This window comes from uncultured Pontibacter sp. (assembly GCF_947502515.1).
Lineage (GTDB): Bacteria > Bacteroidota > Bacteroidia > Cytophagales > Hymenobacteraceae > Pontibacter.
Genome location: NZ_CANNAI010000002.1, coordinates 185,572 through 202,208 on the forward strand (window position 1 = coordinate 185,572; position 16,637 = coordinate 202,208).

Annotated in this window: 15 protein-coding genes and 1 pseudogene; 6 read left to right on the forward strand and 10 right to left on the reverse strand. The window is 47.3% G+C overall.

Annotated features, from left to right (window positions below; all coding sequences use genetic code 11):
- Nucleotides 1-366: 366 nt before the first annotated feature.
- Complete coding sequence (locus Q1A54_RS05500) at nt 367-1,101, reverse strand: LytTR family DNA-binding domain-containing protein (RefSeq protein WP_299985710.1); 735 nt, start codon at nt 1,099-1,101, stop codon at nt 367-369.
- Nucleotides 1,070-2,104, reverse strand: coding sequence for a sensor histidine kinase (locus tag Q1A54_RS05505; protein ID WP_299985711.1), 1,035 nt, complete (start codon nt 2,102-2,104; stop codon nt 1,070-1,072). Before Q1A54_RS05505 ends, Q1A54_RS05500 begins: the two co-directional genes overlap by 32 nt.
- A 217-nt stretch (nt 2,105-2,321) precedes the next feature.
- Here Q1A54_RS05505 and Q1A54_RS05510 point away from each other — a divergent pair, with 217 nt between their 5' ends.
- The 6 genes and pseudogenes from Q1A54_RS05510 to Q1A54_RS20355 all read left to right on the forward strand — a co-directional run bounded on the left by Q1A54_RS05510 (nt 2,322) and on the right by Q1A54_RS20355 (nt 8,110).
- The gene (locus tag Q1A54_RS05510; RefSeq protein WP_299986907.1) at nt 2,322-3,233 is read left to right on the forward strand and encodes an ABC transporter ATP-binding protein; all 912 of its coding nucleotides are present in this window, start codon (nt 2,322-2,324) and stop codon (nt 3,231-3,233) included.
- Nucleotides 3,230-6,850 carry an ABC transporter permease gene (locus Q1A54_RS05515; protein WP_299985713.1) on the forward strand — a complete coding sequence of 1,207 codons (3,621 nt, stop codon included), beginning with the start codon at nt 3,230-3,232 and terminating at the stop codon, nt 6,848-6,850. Before Q1A54_RS05510 ends, Q1A54_RS05515 begins: the two co-directional genes overlap by 4 nt.
- Nucleotides 6,851-6,922: 72 nt before the next feature.
- A complete protein-coding gene (locus Q1A54_RS05520; RefSeq protein ID WP_299985715.1) occupies nt 6,923-7,480 on the forward strand; it encodes a TlpA disulfide reductase family protein in 558 nt (185 codons plus the stop codon).
- Between the two features lie 4 nt (nt 7,481-7,484).
- Nucleotides 7,485-7,832 carry a redoxin domain-containing protein gene (locus tag Q1A54_RS20345; RefSeq protein WP_366915788.1) on the forward strand — a complete coding sequence of 116 codons (348 nt, stop codon included), beginning with the start codon at nt 7,485-7,487 and terminating at the stop codon, nt 7,830-7,832.
- Nucleotides 7,829-7,903 (forward strand): annotated as a pseudogene (locus Q1A54_RS20350) (thioredoxin family protein); the annotation flags it as partial. The gene Q1A54_RS20345 and the pseudogene Q1A54_RS20350, both read left to right, overlap by 4 nt.
- A 30-nt stretch (nt 7,904-7,933) precedes the next feature.
- Nucleotides 7,934-8,110 carry a hypothetical protein gene (locus tag Q1A54_RS20355; RefSeq protein WP_366915800.1) on the forward strand — a complete coding sequence of 59 codons (177 nt, stop codon included), beginning with the start codon at nt 7,934-7,936 and terminating at the stop codon, nt 8,108-8,110.
- Between the two features lie 208 nt (nt 8,111-8,318).
- Here Q1A54_RS20355 and mnmE read toward each other — a convergent pair whose 3' ends face one another.
- From mnmE to Q1A54_RS05565, 8 genes are all read right to left on the reverse strand, one after another.
- On the reverse strand, nt 8,319-9,734 hold the full coding sequence (gene mnmE, locus Q1A54_RS05530; RefSeq protein ID WP_299985718.1) for a tRNA uridine-5-carboxymethylaminomethyl(34) synthesis GTPase MnmE: 1,416 nt from the start codon (nt 9,732-9,734) through the stop codon (nt 8,319-8,321).
- 181 nt (nt 9,735-9,915) lie between these two features.
- Entirely contained in the window at nt 9,916-10,452 is a 537-nt protein-coding gene (locus Q1A54_RS05535) for a thioredoxin fold domain-containing protein (protein ID WP_299985720.1), read from the reverse strand.
- 73 nt (nt 10,453-10,525) lie between these two features.
- Nucleotides 10,526-11,404 (reverse strand): metal ABC transporter permease, encoded by an 879-nt coding sequence (locus Q1A54_RS05540; protein ID WP_196114689.1) that lies wholly within the window; start codon nt 11,402-11,404, stop codon nt 10,526-10,528.
- 278 nt (nt 11,405-11,682) lie between these two features.
- Nucleotides 11,683-12,966 (reverse strand): iron chelate uptake ABC transporter family permease subunit, encoded by a 1,284-nt coding sequence (locus Q1A54_RS05545; RefSeq protein ID WP_299985724.1) that lies wholly within the window; start codon nt 12,964-12,966, stop codon nt 11,683-11,685.
- Between the two features lie 24 nt (nt 12,967-12,990).
- Nucleotides 12,991-13,782 carry a metal ABC transporter ATP-binding protein gene (locus Q1A54_RS05550; RefSeq protein WP_196114691.1) on the reverse strand — a complete coding sequence of 264 codons (792 nt, stop codon included), beginning with the start codon at nt 13,780-13,782 and terminating at the stop codon, nt 12,991-12,993.
- A 12-nt stretch (nt 13,783-13,794) separates the two neighbouring features.
- Nucleotides 13,795-14,727: a zinc ABC transporter substrate-binding protein gene (locus tag Q1A54_RS05555; protein ID WP_299985727.1), complete on the reverse strand. Its 933-nt coding sequence runs from the start codon at nt 14,725-14,727 to the stop codon at nt 13,795-13,797.
- 1 nt (nt 14,728) lies between these two features.
- Complete coding sequence (locus Q1A54_RS05560; protein ID WP_196114693.1) at nt 14,729-15,385, reverse strand: metal-dependent transcriptional regulator; 657 nt, start codon at nt 15,383-15,385, stop codon at nt 14,729-14,731.
- A gap of 225 nt (nt 15,386-15,610) precedes the next feature.
- Nucleotides 15,611-16,609, reverse strand: coding sequence for a beta-ketoacyl-ACP synthase III (locus Q1A54_RS05565; protein WP_007658843.1), 999 nt, complete (start codon nt 16,607-16,609; stop codon nt 15,611-15,613).
- Nucleotides 16,610-16,637: the final 28 nt, after the last annotated feature.

The following is a 16,637-nucleotide window of genomic DNA, read 5'->3' on the forward strand; positions in this document are numbered from 1 at the left end:
CATAGGTAAAAGAAGGGCAAAATCAGGGTAGTTGGAATACACCTTTAAAAAGGCTCCTTGAGCATTAATTTTAAAGAAAAAATGCTACGTAATGATATGAATTTTTGCACTATAAGCAAAGCAAGCTATACCTAAATTAGCATGTTGCGGATGGTTAAAAAGAATCGATATCCTTCAGCGTTTTTCTTAAGGTTGCCGTTCTGCCATATGAACTAGTAAATGCCAGGCTAAATAGCTTGAAAGAGAGAGTCGTTGAAATAAAAATACCTGATTAGTAGCAGTAATCAGGCATTCATGGAATAGTTAACACATTTTTCGATTAAGATAGCGAACGGCTATTTAGTTATGAAATCAGCCTCACAGGAATCACAAGTCTTTAAAATCTCGCAACACTTTGTAGAAAGCATCTGCATACGTATTACTAATCGGGATCATTTGATCAGCTATGCTGATCCTGTTTTTTTCAATGTGATCAATTTTGTCGATGGCAACCATAAAGGATTTATGCACACGGGAAAATTTCTTGTCAGGTAGCAGTTCCTGTAACTTAGCAAAACTCATCAAGGTCATCATCTTCTCTTTGTTGGTATGGATTCGGAGATAATCCTTCATTCCCTCAATGAATAAAATGTCGCGGATAGCAACCTTTTGAATACGCGTACCTGCTTTTATAAAAACGTATTCCTGCTCGTTTTTTTGCGTTGCGGTTGCTTCTATTTGCTCTGCTTGGTGCTGGGGGTTTAACTCCTGGTAAATGCGTAGTACTCCTTTATAAAAGCGCTCGAAAGATATGGGCTTTAACAGGTAATCTTTCACTTCCAGATCAAAGGCTTTAAGGGCATACTGATCGTAGGCAGTGGTCAGGATGATCATCGGCTTGGGATTGAGCATAGGAATAAAACTCAGTCCATCCAGATCAGGCATATTTATATCTAGAAACAGCAGGTCGGGCTTGTCTTCGTCCATTCGGTCAACTGCATCCAGCGGACTCTCAAAGCTTCCTTTCAGCTCCAGAAAGGAAACTTTTGCTACATACTTTTCCAGTATTCTCTGAGCCAGGTGCTCATCATCAATTATATAACAACTGAGCTTTTTTCTCATGGATCTGTGTATGAAGATTCGTGATTTTTAATTCTGCTGTGAAAATTTCATCATTTTTATTGATTACCAGACTATGCTGATTCGGGTAAAGTAATTGCAGGCGTTTTTGAATATTTGAAAAGCCAATGCCACCTGGTTCTTCCAATAAGGAACCAGATTTTTTCCCGATTGGATTCTGAAAAGTGGCAGTAAGTAGATTCTCTTTTACCGCTATCCTCACCTTTATGGAGCCTGGTTTTAATCGGGACGGACTATGTTTGTAAGTATTCTCCAGAAGATGAATGAATAACAGCGGTGCAACCTGGAAGGTCTCTGTATTGCCCTCTACCTGAAAGTCTACAATGGGGGATGCCTTATACCGTAGCTGCTGCAGACTTATGTAGTCCTTTAGATAATCTATTTCAATGGAAAGTGGGACAGTTGACGCATTGGATTCATAGATCATATAGCGCATCAGGGACGACAAACGCATCATGGCCTCAGGTGCTGCGGGATCCTGCGTGTAAACTAAGGTATGGATGTTATTGAGGGTATTGAACAGGAAATGCGGATTGATCTGTGACTTTAAATAAACGAGCTCGCTATTGATGACCTGTTTCTCCAGTTGCTCTTTTTTTACTGTATTGATAATTAGGTTCTGAATAATTCCAACAATAGTGCTGGCAACGATAAAGATGAAAACGATCGATAAAGAGTCACCATAGTAGTTCAGAAAACCCATCCAGGTGTTAAACTTTCCAGCTATAAAGAAAGCAAACAGTAAAAAGGGAAGGGGCCCTGTCAAAAAAATTAAGGTCAGATGCCCGAGATAGGTTTTAAACTTCCTCTTATTCAGGCATTTCGTAAAGGTGTATAAATGGGCATAAAAAACATAGAGTCCTATCAATAGTGCCTGCGGCCTGAAGGGCCTGTCATTCACCAAAACCTCCAGGGTAAAATTTACCAAAGCAAAAGCCCAGATAATGACATGAACAAGCGCTAAAACTTTTTTGATTCTATTCATAAGACAAAGGTATTTTATCCTGCCATTCCTCTCTCGTCTAATCGACCAGCGCCAGTTATAATCTACAAAATCAGTCTTTCCATCTGTAAGTGATTTGGCAGAAGTTTACGATCTGTTTGTCGACTTTTCTCAGCATTAGTATATCGCATTTTGCTTTCTGCATCGGTACCTGCTCCTTTGTTCTGTCATCAAGGTACTTAGAATTATGAAAGATCAAATTTCTTTAAGTATACGGACCGTGTCTAAATCCTATGCGAATGGTGTTAAGGCGCTTCAGAATATCTCACTCACGATACCACCTGGCATGTATGGCCTGCTGGGTCCAAATGGTGCTGGTAAATCTACACTGATGCGAACCCTGGCTACCTTGCAGGATCCGGATGAAGGTACTATTCACTTTGGGGACATTGATGTACTGAAGCAGAAAGAGCGGGTGCAACAAACGCTGGGGTATCTTCCACAGGAATTTGGGCTACATCCTAAAGCAAGAGCAGAAGAACTACTAAACTATTTTGCTGTGCTCAAAGGGATAAGGGAAAAAAAGGCTAGGAGAGAAGTTGTAGAGGCACTACTTCGGCAAACCAATTTGTGGGATGTGCGCAATCAAAAGCTTGGAGGCTTCTCAGGTGGGATGCGCCAGCGTTTTGGTGTGGCTGTCGCCATGCTGGGAAACCCAAAGTTGATCATTGTAGACGAACCGACAGCAGGACTTGACCCCGCCGAACGGTTACGGTTTCTCAATCTGCTCAGTGAAATGGGCGAGAACAGCGTTGTCATTCTCTCTACGCACATCGTGGAGGATGTCTCGGAACTTTGTACACGCATGGCTGTGATCAACAAAGGACAGATATTGCTGGAAGCTGAACCCCAACAGGCTATTGAAGACTTAAGGGGGAAAGTATGGCGACGGGTGATAGAAAGGAAGGAATTGCCAGAGCTGGAGCGAGCACATCATATCATTTCCACAAAACTTCTTGGTGGGCGGACTGTGGTACACATCTTTAGCGAAGCCTCCCCTGGGAGTGACTTCGAATCTATAACCCCCGATCTGGAGGATGTCTATTTTACCGTAATCGCTCAGGACTTCCGAAAGAACCTGGTTCAAGAGACAAAGGAGGTGCTGGTATGAAACTTTGGGAAACTTTTCGCTACGAGGTTGCTTATCAGTTGCGCAGCATCTCGACCTGGTTCTTTTTCCTGCTTCTGCTCGTAGTTTCTTTCTTTATGGCTCGTGACATCTTTATCGAAGAGATGCTCATTGGTGGCTATACCCGAAATTCACCTTATTTTATCTCCAAGATTACCGTGATAGGCTTCATTTTGGGGGTTTGGATCCTGGCTCCACTTGCTGGCAATGCAGCGGCCAGGGACCTAGCAACCAGGATGCATCCGCTGCTTTATGCCGCACCTGTCAGCAAGCTTGTCTACCTGGGAGGCCGTTACCTCGCCGCCTTTGCCCTTGGTGCATTCGTCATGACCGCCATTCCGCTTGGCCTTTTGGTGGCATCTTTTTTCCCTAGTGAGCATGTGGGTCTTCCTGGACCATTTAATCCAGCCGCTTATATCAGTGCGTATGTATTGCTTCTGCTGCCAACCACTTTTGTTGCCGTAGCACTCATGTTTGCTGTGGCTGTATTGAGCCGACGAGGTATTTCAAGCTTCCTTGTGGGCATATTTATGGTGTTCACAGCGCTTGCCACCTGGCAGTTACTGGCGGTGGAGCTGAAGAATTGGAATCTTGCGAAGCTGATGGATCCACTGGGAATCACTTTAATTCAGGAACTCAAGAGTTTGTGGACTCCTTTAGAGAAGAACACACGCATGCCAGCAACACAAACCTGGACGCTACTAAACCGCCTTTTATGGTGCGCAGTCGCGCTAGGTTTTCTTACGCTCACCTATTTCCGTTTCACTGTTCAGCCTGTCTTTAAGGCTGATAAGAAAAATCGCCCATGGCACTGCTTATTTTCCTTTTTTACGATTGCTGAGAACCAACAGCGTGTGCAAAATGCGTCTGTTGTAGTTCCTCAGACTAAACAAACCTTTGGGTATGCAACCCGCATACTACAGGTTGTAACTATCACCCAGGAGTCATTTAAAGTAATAATGGATAGGGGATGGATCATTTTTGTCTGCTTCTCCATTTTTGTGGTGGTCACCAGCCCTTCCTGGTTCAATGAATATCACTTCGTACCCGAATTGCCTGTTACAGGGCATCTTTCAATTCTATTGGAAAACATCGAATACAATGCCATGTGGTTGTTGGTCCCGCTCCTCATCCTGTACTATGCGGGAGAACTTGTGTGGCGGGAGCGGGAAACAAGGCTGAACGAGATTGTAGGAGCGGCACCCATGCCGGTATGGATTTTATTCGCAGGCAAATTCGCTGGTCTCTTCATTGCACTGGCTGTGTTGCAGTTACTCATTATTTTTTCAGGAATGATAGTCCAGGTGCGATTGGGGTACTACAACTTTGAGGTAGGCCTATACCTGAAAATTCTGTTTGGGATTCGGTTTGTTGAATATGTCTTACTGGTACTACTATCCTTTGCGATTCATATCGTAGTCAACCAGAAGTACATAGCTCACCTGATTACGCTGGTTTTTCTTATAGTTCTATATTTTGGACCTGCCATGGGTATAGAGCCCGGGCTGCTTGTATATGGGTCTGACCCAGGCTGGACTTATTCAGAAATACGAGGATTGGAGCCATACCTAAGACCCTTGCTTCTTTTTAAACTTTATTGGGCGGCCTGGGCGCTGCTGTTAGCGGTCGTTGCAACACTTCTTTGGCCACGAGGCGCAGAAAGCAGTCTGAGACAAAGGCTCCTGGAGGGGAGTCGTCGCCTAACGCGCCCGACAAAAGCAATTGCTGCCTTCGCTGGGTTACTTGTTCTGATCTTGGGTGGTGTCATCTTCTACAACACCAGCATCCTTTATCCACTGACTGCTGCCCCAAAAGGAGAGGCGTGGAAAGCAGCATACGAGAAGTTGTATAGAAAGTATATGAATAGCCCACAGCCTTGGTTGACCGCAACAAATCTTCATGTGGAGATTTATCCTGAAAGACGGGCAGTAGAGATGCACGGTAGTTCTCATTTTGTAAACAGGACCACATCAACGATTGATACGATCCATTTGGCGACTGCGCCAGGTATAGAAAGTCATGTGTTACGCTTTAATCCAGCTGCCAGACCAGTATTGGTGGACAGTAAGCTGGGGCACCATATTTATGTGCTGCAAAAGCCCCTTGCTCCTGGAGAATCGCTACAACTAGATTTCCAAGTACGTGTTAACCCAAAGGGTTTCCCCAATTATGCTATTGATGCCTCCATCGTGGAGAATGGCTCATACTTCGACAATGCCCGGATTCCATCCATTGGCTATCGAAGAGAACGGGAAATTGACGACCCCATAGAACGAGCTGAGCAAGGACTCACAGCACATCAGGGTTTCTGGCTTAATGATGATGAAGCACGCATGGGCATACCTGGACAGGAACGTATCCATTTTGAAGCAGTGGTGGGCACCGAGAAAGGGCAGATTGCAGTAACGCAGGGAAAACTGCAACGAAGCTGGGAGGAAAACGGACGTAGTTATTTCCACTATTCCGCTGAGACACCCATCACGAATAGGTATGCATTCTTCTCGGCCGAATATGAAGTGCTCAAAGGGAAATGGAAACACCCGGATTCTTCCCAGACGGTCAATATAGAAATTCTCTATCACCCTGGCCACTCGCAAAACACTGAGCGGATGATGCGTGGCATACAGGCATCGTTGAGCTACCTTAGCCAACATCTGGGTCCTTATCCGCACAGTGAAATTCGTTTCATAGAGAATTCGGGTTATAATAAAGGGATGTATGCGCACCCAACTAATGTTTGGTACAGGACTGGGATCGCGCTTCTTAACCCTGAGGAGGATCCACGGGAGATTGACCTAATCTTTTCCATTGTCGCACACGAAGTGGCGCATCAATGGTGGGCACATCAACTTTTCCCAGCCTTAGTCAAAGGGAAGGGATTGCTGACTGAATCGCTCGCCTGGTATTACGCTCTGGAGATCATAGAGGAAGCCGAGGGGAAGGAAAAGTTCCTTGGGTTTCTGCGCATGATTCAGCAAGAATACTTTAGCCCACAATCAAGAGCTGTTCAACCCTTGTTGCTGGCAAGCGATCATAATCTGATCTACCAAAAGGCACCCTTAGCGCTGTATACCCTGCGTGAATATATACGGAAGGAACAAATAGGTATGGCGCTGCGAAAACTATTCAGGAAAAATGCCTCTGGGACACCGCCACTACCTACCCCTCAGGATCTTTACAGCGAGCTTAAACAGGTTACCCCGGATTCAATCCAGTATCTTTTGCACGATCTATTCGCAGCTAACACATTCTGGGATTTGAAAACAGAAAAATCTACAGCCAAGAAAAACAAGGCAGGCAACTGGGAGGTGAGCCTGGATTTGCAGGCTAGAAAATATAACGTGGATACATTGGGTGTAGAAGCAAATGTACCAATGAATGACTGGATTCAAATAGGAGTTTTTAAACCTCTTAGCGAGCAGAAGGAAGAACGGGAAATGCTCTACTTAGAATGGCACCGCATCCGCTCCGGGAAGCAGACTATTGTGGTGGAGCTACCCCACAAGCCCGCTTATGCCGGTATTGATCCGAATCATCTGCTAATGGACCTGAAAAGGATGGATAATAGCAGGGAGGTGAGCCTTCAGAAGCAAGAATAATGAAAAAAGGATGGAATGTATTGAAGCAGCTTTTAGTAGCTGCTGTCAATTGAAACAGAAATACTTAAGACTATGAAATACATAAATATTTTATCGATTTGCTCACTGCTAATCGTCTTTACCTATTGCTCTTCAAAAAGTGAATCTGAAGTTGGTCATAACACTGGCAACTTATCAGTTGGCGACATTGCACGTGATTTCAAATTGGAGAAAGTGATCAAATTTTCAGAGCTCCAGGAATACATGGTGACAAGAACTGACACGAAAGTAAAGGTTATCAATTTCTGGGCTACCTGGTGTCAGCCTTGTGTGAAGGAGTTGCCCTTCATAGATTCTCTGCGCTATGCATATGACCCGCATAAAATTGAGGTACTGCTTGTTAACCTTGATTTTCCAGATGAACGAACCAAAGTCAATGCGTTCCTTCAGCGCAAAAAAATAGGCGCTCCCGTTTGGTTATTGGACGAATCCGACCCAAATCTTTTTATTGACCAGGTGGATCCTTCCTGGTCTGGAGCCATCCCTGCAACTCTCCTTATCCAAAATGCAACTGCTCAAAGGGTCTTACTTGAAGGAGAACTCACAAAAGCTGAGCTTGAAGAACATATTAATAAACTCTTAAAAGATTAATTCTATGAAAAATGTAAACCTAATGGCGATCTTATCGCTGCTAATCTTTTTTGCCTGTTCATCTTCTGAAGCAGATAATGAAAATGGAGACGTTACTGGTGGATATGCAGTTGGTGACACTGCACGTGACTTCCGGTTAAAAAATGTGAATGGACAAATGGTATCATTGGCTGATTATGAAGGGGCCAAAGGGTATATCGTTATTTTTACCTGCAACACATGCCCTTTTTCAAAAATGTATGAAGATCGTATTATAGCGCTGCATACCAAATTCGCAGCTAAAGGATATCCTGTTGTTGCTATAAATTCCAATGACGCTCGAAAAAAAGGGGAGACTCTTTTGACAATATGATTGAACGTGCCCAAGAAAAGGGGTTCAAATTTCCTTACGTTCAGGATAAGACACAGGAGATTGCCAGGGCATATGGAGCTACAAACACGCCCCATGTTTATGTGTTAAATAAGGATCGCGAGGTCGTATATATTGGCTCTATTGACAATAACGCCAGGGATGCGGTAAGCGCGGATAAGCTTTATGTAGAGGATGCCATTGAGGCGCTCGAGAACAACAAATCACCGGAGATCACTAAAACCAAAGCGATCGGCTGCACAATTAAATGGGCATCCTGAGACTCTAGTTTTTTTAAAGACCATTTGGAAAGATGGCCTTTACTTTCTCGGATCAGGGAAATAAGATAATATAGTCAAGTAGTAAAAAGCATCTACCCGATATTCTGGTAGATGCTTTTTATAAAGTTAAGCCATGCATTAAGTTTACTTAACTCAAAATATGGTTTCCTTATTATGATACTTTATACAGTCTACTCACTTACATATTTTACTTGCCGATGCAGAATTTCGTGAAGATGTTATCCAACAAATCATCCGTCGTGATCTCGCCCGTGATCTGGCCAAGGCTGTAAAGTGCCCGGCGGATATCTGCTGCCACCAGGTCGCCGCTCATGCCTAGGGCCAGTCCGTTCAGCACATCATCCAGAGCTTCGTAGGTTTTGTTCAGGCTGTCTACGTGGCGTAGGTTGGTTACAATGGTCTGCTGTTGCGTATTCAGTTTGCCCAGGTTTACTTTATTAACGAGTGCAAGTTTCAGGTCTTCCAAATGGGCACCCTCTGCTGCAGAGATTTGCACCAGCCCTTCTATACCTGCGAAAGAGTCCAGTTTCTCCTGTGAGGCCTGATCAATCTTATTCGCGACAGGCAGGAAAGGAAGTTTTTTTGGATTGAGCACTTCCAACTCAGCTTGTAGTTCGGCAGGCGTCGTTTCAGTGATGTCGAACAGGTAAATAATCAGGGAGGACTGGCTCAACTTCTGCATGGTGCGCTCCACGCCAATGGCTTCTACTTTGTCGGTTGTCTCGCGCAAACCGGCAGTGTCGATAAAGCGGAATGTGACACCTCCAATGTTAATTTCGTCTTCGATGAAGTCGCGTGTCGTACCCGGCACATCTGAAACAATGGCTTTTTCTTCGTTGAGCAGTTTGTTGAGCAGGGTGGACTTGCCCGCATTTGGCTTACCCACGATTACAGTCGGGACTCCATTTTTGATCACATTGCCCAATTCAAATGACTTGAGCAACTCACGAATGATCTGCTGTATGTTCAGGATCAGGGTGCGCAACTGGTCACGATCAGCAAATTCCACGTCTTCCTCGCCAAAGTCAAGCTCTAACTCGATCATGGAGGCAAAGTGCACTAGTTCGGCCCGCAGTCGCTTGATCTCCTGCGAAAAACCACCGCGCATCTGCTTCATGGCCACTTCATGCGAAAGAGCGGAGTCCGAAGCGATCAGGTCGGCCACGGCCTCGGCCTGGGCCAGGTCAAATTGTCCGTTGAGGAAAGCGCGTTTTGTAAACTCCCCGGCATTGGCCAGGCGAGCCCCTTTTTTCAGGAGCAGCTGCATAATCTGCTGCACAATGAAGTCGGAGCCGTGGCAGGAAATCTCCACCACATTCTCTTTGGTGTAGGAGTGAGGGGCCACAAACAGCGAAACGAGTACTTCATCAACGATTTTTTCGCCATCGCGGAGGGTTCCAAAATGGATGGTATGGCTGGCTTGTCTAGTGAGATCTTTTCCTTTGAAAACTGAATTGGTGATGGTAATGGCCTCCGGGCCTGAAAGGCGGATCACTGCGATGGCGCCTGTTCCGGACGCTGTAGCTACCGCTGTAATGGTATCGGTATGTATGAGCTGATTGGTCAAGGTATAGCTGCTTGTTATAACCGTAAAATTACGCATTTATCAGGAATGAAGCGTGATATCTGAAGAGCTGTCTGACTTGCTCTATGGATTTCCTTAGGCTTCACTGATTCTAAGCTCGGTTAAATCAGGCTCAAAATCGACTCTCATGCTGTAATGCTGCGTATTTGAAATAGGGAGATTCTACCCCCGCATGAAACGTGGGTTCCACCTTCAGAATTTACTTCTTAGTATATTCTTCCCAGGTTTTACTCTTGTGATGGTTGTCCCCAAAATAGGTTAGGATCTGGTGGAAAGTGTTTGCATCGAGGTACCCGGGCACTGGTGTGAGCATGTTAAACTTTTCGTCCAGGTATACGGTAGTCGGGTAACTCATCTGTCCCTGTAGCAGGGCTACAGCCAACTCGTGGGCACGGTATTGCTCTTTGAAGGTATAGGTATGACCATTGAGGGTGATCGGCTTTTTGCCCTCAGCGTCAAGCTTCACGGCGTAATAGTTCTTGTTAATGTAAGCCACCACCGCAGGATCAGTGAAGGTAGACTTATCCATCTTCTTGCACCACCCACACCAATCGGTGTAGACGTCAACCACAACTTTGCGAGGCTGCTTCTTGATCTTTTCAGCGGCTTCTTCTATACTGATCCAGTTAATTGTAGCGCCTTTCTGAGTGATAGGCTCAGCCGTCACTGCCTTGTGCCAAGTATAGCCTGACAGTATAAGCATGAGCAAAGGCAAAAGTAGGATTTTCTGTAGCATAGTGGGTTATCTTTGAATCAGAACGCCTAAAGAGTTGCTTTCCATATACATTGCTTTATACCTTATCTTCAGTCTAGTGTCCGACAGTCTGTACTCGTTTTTGTCTACGCAGTTTGCCATGGCTTGGCGAGAACAGGAAGGCCAGGAGGAACTCTAAACCTGTCACAGTAGCGATGGCGCCGGCAATAGACCCATCGAGCCAAACCGCCAGATAGTACCCGGCAAATGAGGCGATAATCCCCAGGAGTACCGAGGTTCCCAGCATGGTCTTGAAATCGTCGGTAAGCAGGTAAGCCGTGGCAGGAGGAGCAACCAGAAAGGCCACCACCAGAATAGCACCTACCGACTCAAATGAAGCCACCGTCGTAAGTGATACGGCACCCATCAGCAGGTAGTACCAGAGGGTAGTGGAAATGCCTATGGCTGCCGCAAAAGCCGGGTCAAAGGTGGTTAGGAAAAGCTCCTTATATCCTAGTACAATAAATAAGCCGATCAGCAGCGTGACTACCGCCAGCATCCAGACTGTGCGCGGTCCCATGCTCAGGCCTCCTTCGGTGATGATCAGGTCGAGCGGTACATAGGCTATCTCGCCATAAAGTACGCAGTCCTGGTCAAGGTCCACCTGACCGGCAAATACGGAAATCAGGATGATGCCGATGGCAAACAGCCAGGTGAATGTAACGCCAATGGCCGCATCGGCCTGTACCCGCGCAAAGCGGTGGAAGAACTCGATCAGGAAAGTAGTGAGCACGCCCAGCAGTCCGGCCCCGATTAGCATTGGAATTGTGTCACGCGAGCCCGTAAACATAAAAGCGATCACAATGCCCGGCAGCACGGCATGCGAAATAGCATCGCCCACCATGGCCATCCGCCGCAGTATCAGGAAACAACCCAACAGACTGCAGCATGTTGCTACCAGACTCCCCGTCAATATGATCCAGAATGCGTTCATGTTTATTTATTTAGCGAATGAGTGATGGAGTGAATGAGTGGTTTTTAATGATTTGAAGATTTCGAAATGAAACAGTTATAAACATTAGCTGACTGACTATCTAGGGACTGGAGCAAGGACAGGATTTGCTGCTTCAAAAATTTTACGAATCATCATATTGCCAATTTTTTCAAATCCTCTTTTGTTACGAACTAATCCTACAACTCCTTATATCTAAAAGCCCAAACTACAAACACCACAATATCACTCAGCCACTCATTCGTTACTTACTAAATCCCTTAAGGTATTCTTGCACTATGTGGATCGAGATCAGGGTAATTAAGCTCTTCGATGAGGCGCTGCTCCAGTTCCGGCGTGATGATATGTTCGATGGTTTCGGCATCTTCGTGCACGTGGTCGGAGGCTAAGTTCAGGTACTGGGTCAGGTATAGCTCCCAGAGGCGGTGAAGGCGCACTACCCGGCGGCCGCGTTTCTCACCTTCCGTAGTCAGCAGCCAGCGTTTGTCTTCTTTTTGCAGATAGCCTTGCCGCTTCAGCTTCTGCAATCCGCTTAAGGCTTCCTTTTTAGGTATGTTGCGTCGTTCAAGTAATTCTTCCAAACTCCGGGCGCTGCTATAGTCTTGCCGAAGTTCGCCTAACTGGTAAAGCAGTTTGAGGAGGTTTTCTTCCAGAATGCGCGTCTTATTGCGCCGCTGACGCAAAATTCGGGCTATCCAACCCCGGCCAGGCGCCAGCGCAAACGACAGAATCGCGATCATCGACACGATCAGTACGATCCAGGGGCCTGTTGGCATGGAAGGGGCGGTGTAGGAAACGAAAGCGCCTGCTATACCTGAAAAAGCACCGATAATGGCAGCGAGTAATAGCATCACCCTAAGATTTTCGGTCCAGAAGCGTGCAGCAGCGGCGGGCGTTATCAGCATAGCAGCCATCAACACAACGCCCACTGCCTGTATACCCACCACAACAGCAAAAACAGTGAGTGTTGTGAGCAGTAACTCCAGTCCACGTACCGGAAAACCGATGGTGCGGGCATAGGCCTGGTCGAAACAGAGCAGGGTAAGTTCTTTGTAAAAGAGCACCACCGCTACCAAAAGCAACACAGCTACTACACCAAAAGCGATCAGGTCTTCGCCGATGAGCGAAGCGGCACTGCCAAACAGGAACTTGTCAAGTCCGCTCTGAGCGGCGTTGCCGGTCTGCTGTATGGCGGTGAGCAAGAGGATTCCGATACCAAAGAAGACCGAGAGTACTAGTCCAATGGCCGTGTCTTCTTTAATCCGTGAACGGGAGGTAATATAATCGATCACCACTAGCGAGAGCCAGCCTGTCACGAATGCGCCGATCAGCAGGATGAACGGATTTTTGGTACCAGACAGGATAAAGGCCAGGCAGACACCTGGCAGCACGGCATGTGCCACAGCATCACCTACCAGCGCTCGCTTGCGCAGCAGCGTGAAGCAGCCCACCACCGCAGAACTCGCAGCCAGCAGCACCGAGCCCAGCGTCACGTACCGTATGTTGGCATCAGTGAAGGAGAAAAATTCTAGGAAGTCCTGCATCACAACTATTAACAATTAAACAATCTAGCTCTTCTCCCTTGCCGGGAATTCCTGCTTACGGAGGAGGTCGCCTACCTTGCTGAGCAGGGTAAGTTTACCACCGTAGGTTTGTTCTAACAGTTCCTGGTTTAGCACTTGTTCGGTAGGGCCAGAGGCTACCAGGCGCATGTTGAGCAGCACGACCCAGTCAAAGTACTCCGATGCGGACTGCAGGTCATGGTGTACCACAATCACGGTTTTGCCCTGATCACGCATCTGGCGAAGCAGCTGGATGATGGCCGTTTCTGTGGCAATGTCAACGCCTGCAAAGGGCTCGTCCATAAAATAAATGTCTGCATTCTGGGCCAGTGCCCGTGCCAGGAATACCCGCTGCTGCTGACCACCTGAAAGTTGCGAGATCTGCCGGTTGGCAAAACCTTGCATCCCCACTTTCTCGAGCGCCTCCATAGCGGCGTCTTTGTCAGCTTTGCGCGGACGTTTGAACAAGCCCAGCTGTCCATACCTGCCCATCAGCACCACATCAAACACCGAAGCCGGAAAATCCCAGTCCACTGACTCCCGCTGCGGAACATAGCTGATGCGGCTGTATACCTGCTTCAGCGGTTGGTCGAAGATGCGTACATAGCCGCTGCTCACTGGAAGCAGATTCATCATGGCCTTGATCAGGGTAGACTTGCCTGCACCGTTCGGGCCAATCACACCCACAAGTGCACCGGCCGGCAAGGTGAGGTCAATGCCCCACAGCACCGGTTTGCGGTCGTAACTCACCGTCAGGTCGTGTACTTCTACAACTGGATTTTTTACTTGAAGTATCATAATATAGACTTCTTATTTTAAAGAAGTTACAATTGTATCCGTGTTATGTCGCACCATCCCGCTATAGGTGCCTTCGGGGGTTCCCTCTTCGCCCATGGCGTCCGAGAACAGCGTGCCGCCAATACGCACGGTGTGCCCGCGTTTGCTAGCGCCCTGTACCACCGCCTCAATAGCCTTAGGTGACACGGAAGACTCCACAAACACCGCTTTGATCTTGTTGGCCACAATGAATTTCACCAGGGATGACACATCCTGCAGTCCGAACTCAGATAGGGTGGAGATACCCTGCAATCCGCGCACCTCTATGCCGTAAGCTTCGCCATAGTAGCCAAAAGCGTCATGCGCCGTGATCAGGATGCGTTGCTGCTCAGGTATAGAAGTAATGGCGGCTTTGGTTTCGTTGTGCAGTGCTGAGAGTTCACGCAGGTAGGCCGCTGTCTGTGCCTGATATACCGTTGCATGCTGAGGGTCTTTTTTCTGCAGCTCGCTGCTCAGGTGTCCGACGACCTGCATCCAGAGCGACACATCGAACCACACATGCGGGTCATGGCTGTCGGCGTATTCTGCAGACTTTAAAAGCTGGCTCTCAGGTATACCTGCCGTTGCGGCTAAGACCGTTTTATAGCGGCTCAGTTTCTCCAGCACTTCTCCCATTTTGCCTTCCAGATGCAGCCCGTTGTAGATGATGACATCCGCCTCAGTCAGCTTGTTCAGGTCGCCTTGTGTAGCCTTGTATAAGTGCGGGTCTACGCCGCTGCCCATGATCGCCTCTACATCGGCCGCGTCGCCTACTATGTTCACAACGGCGTCCTTCAGTATACCTGTCGTGGTCACGATGCGCATCCGCTTTCCGGCCGGCACTTCGCCTCGAGTATCAACCTGGGTGCAGGCCGTACCCAACAGCAGAACCAACAGCAGACTCAGGAATAGAGCAGAGGATTTCATGTTAGGCGGAAAGGAAAATATTTCGGGCTACTTCGCTGGAGATGACCAGGTTTTTTTTGTTTTCAAGGTTTATTTCCAGTGAGTTGTCGTAAGGTATTTTATCTATTACTTTAATCTTGGCTCCCAAGAATATCCCCATTTTGTCAAGGTACTGCAGGAAGAGCGGCTGTGAGTCATTGACGCCTACTACGGTTCCGGAGCTGTTTACTTCCAGTTCAGCGAGCAGGCGCTGCTGCTTGGTATTCATCTCGCCGTCTTCCGTAGGAATCGGGTCGCCGTGGGGGTCAAATTTTGGATAACCCAGGAACTCATCGAGCCGCCTGATAAGCAGATCAGAGTTGATGTGCTCCAGCTCCTCCGCCATATCGTGCACTTCATCCCAGTTGAACTTCAGCTTCTCGACCAGAAAAACCTCCCATAACCTGTGTTTGCGGATGATCTGTAAAGCCACCCGTTCGCCTTTTCCGGTCAGTGTCACGCCACGGTACTTCACATAGTCGGCTATACCTTTGGCACTGAGCTTTCGCAGCATATCGGTTACCGACGCAGCCTTGGTATCCAGCGCATCGGCAATGGCATTGGTATTCACCTCTCGGTTGCCGCCATCCGAAAGCTTGTATATGGCTTTGATGTAGTTTTCTTCAGTAAAACTATGCACAGGTATGGATTTTATTGGGTGAATGAGTGATTGAGTGGATGAGTGAGTTTTTAATTGTTGTATGATTAAATTGTTGATTGTGGTTTTGCACCGATTCAAACGACTTTAAGTACATGATTAGTAAGGTCGAGATTTGCTCAAAAACACACATCTACTTTCCATCTTCCAAACCTTCCAACCTTTTAATCACTCGTTCACTAACTCACTCATTCACTAAATCAGAAACTACCAACGGATAAGAGCAGAGGCCCAGGTGAAGCCTGAACCGAAAGCTGCCATACATACCAGGTCTCCCTCTTTGATGCGCCCTTCCTGCACGGCTTCGCTCAAAGCAATCGGTACAGAAGCTGCGGTGGTATTGCCATACTTGTGAATGTTGCTCATCACTTTTTCGGCTGGCAGACCCATCTTCTGCTGGATATAAGAGGTGATGCGCAGGTTGGCTTGGTGAGGTATAAGCATATCTACATCAGATGCCTTATAGCCATTTTTGTTAAGTGCTTCTTCAATTACCTCGGGGAAGCGTGTCACGGCATGTTTGAACACCTGGTTGCCGTTCATGTAAGGGTAAATCGTGCCTTCATCGATCATCTCATGCGTCAGGCGGTCCTTCTTGGTACTGCCCGGATCAATCACAGCCAGCTCTTCAGCAAACTCGCCATCGGAGTGCAGGTGCGTGGACAAGATGCCGCGCTCGTTGCTTTCAGAAGGAGTGAGGACCACTGCACCGGCCCCATCACCGAAGATCACCGATACGTTACGGCCGCGAGTAGAGAAGTCAAGGCCGTTCGAGTGAATCTCGGAGCCTACCACCAGGATATTGTCATACATGCCGGTTTTGATGAACTGATCCGCTACTGAGAGGGCATACACAAAACCAGAGCACTGGTTGCGCACATCCAGCGCTGGAATCTCTTTCAGACCCATTTCACGTTGCATGAGCACCCCGGAGCCAGGGAACACATAGTCCGGGCTGAGGGTGGCAAACACGATCATGTCTACATCTTCAGGCTTCAGGCCTGCCATTTCAAGTGCTTTCATGGATGCCTTGGCTCCCATATTGGAGGTCGTATCTACTCCTTCCTGGAAGTAGCGACGTTCCTGTATACCTGTTCGCTCACGGATCCATTCGTCAGAAGTTTCCATGAGTTTCTCCAGATCAAAATTGGTGACCACCTTCTCAGGTACATAATGGCCTACGCCAGCTATCTTTGAATTTCGCATAATATAAGGTTTAGCTTTACAAATATAC

Excerpts from the sequence above, each read along its gene's own strand:
- Q1A54_RS05500 (WP_299985710.1), bottom strand. The coding sequence starts at position 1,101 with ATGAGAAAAAAGCTCAGTTGTTATATAATTGATGATGAGCACCTGGCT.
- Q1A54_RS05505 (WP_299985711.1), bottom strand. The coding sequence starts at position 2,104 with ATGAATAGAATCAAAAAAGTTTTAGCGCTTGTTCATGTCATTATCTGG.
- Q1A54_RS05515 (WP_299985713.1), top strand. The coding sequence starts at position 3,230 with ATGAAACTTTGGGAAACTTTTCGCTACGAGGTTGCTTATCAGTTGCGC.
- Q1A54_RS05520 (WP_299985715.1), top strand. The coding sequence starts at position 6,923 with ATGAAATACATAAATATTTTATCGATTTGCTCACTGCTAATCGTCTTT.
- Q1A54_RS20345 (WP_366915788.1), top strand. The coding sequence starts at position 7,485 with ATGAAAAATGTAAACCTAATGGCGATCTTATCGCTGCTAATCTTTTTT.
- mnmE (WP_299985718.1), bottom strand. The coding sequence starts at position 9,734 with ATGCGTAATTTTACGGTTATAACAAGCAGCTATACCTTGACCAATCAG.
- Q1A54_RS05535 (WP_299985720.1), bottom strand. The coding sequence starts at position 10,452 with ATGCTACAGAAAATCCTACTTTTGCCTTTGCTCATGCTTATACTGTCA.
- Q1A54_RS05540 (WP_196114689.1), bottom strand. The coding sequence starts at position 11,404 with ATGAACGCATTCTGGATCATATTGACGGGGAGTCTGGTAGCAACATGC.
- Q1A54_RS05545 (WP_299985724.1), bottom strand. The coding sequence starts at position 12,966 with ATGCAGGACTTCCTAGAATTTTTCTCCTTCACTGATGCCAACATACGG.
- Q1A54_RS05550 (WP_196114691.1), bottom strand. The coding sequence starts at position 13,782 with ATGATACTTCAAGTAAAAAATCCAGTTGTAGAAGTACACGACCTGACG.
- Q1A54_RS05555 (WP_299985727.1), bottom strand. The coding sequence starts at position 14,727 with ATGAAATCCTCTGCTCTATTCCTGAGTCTGCTGTTGGTTCTGCTGTTG.
- Q1A54_RS05565 (WP_007658843.1), bottom strand. The coding sequence starts at position 16,609 with ATGCGAAATTCAAAGATAGCTGGCGTAGGCCATTATGTACCTGAGAAG.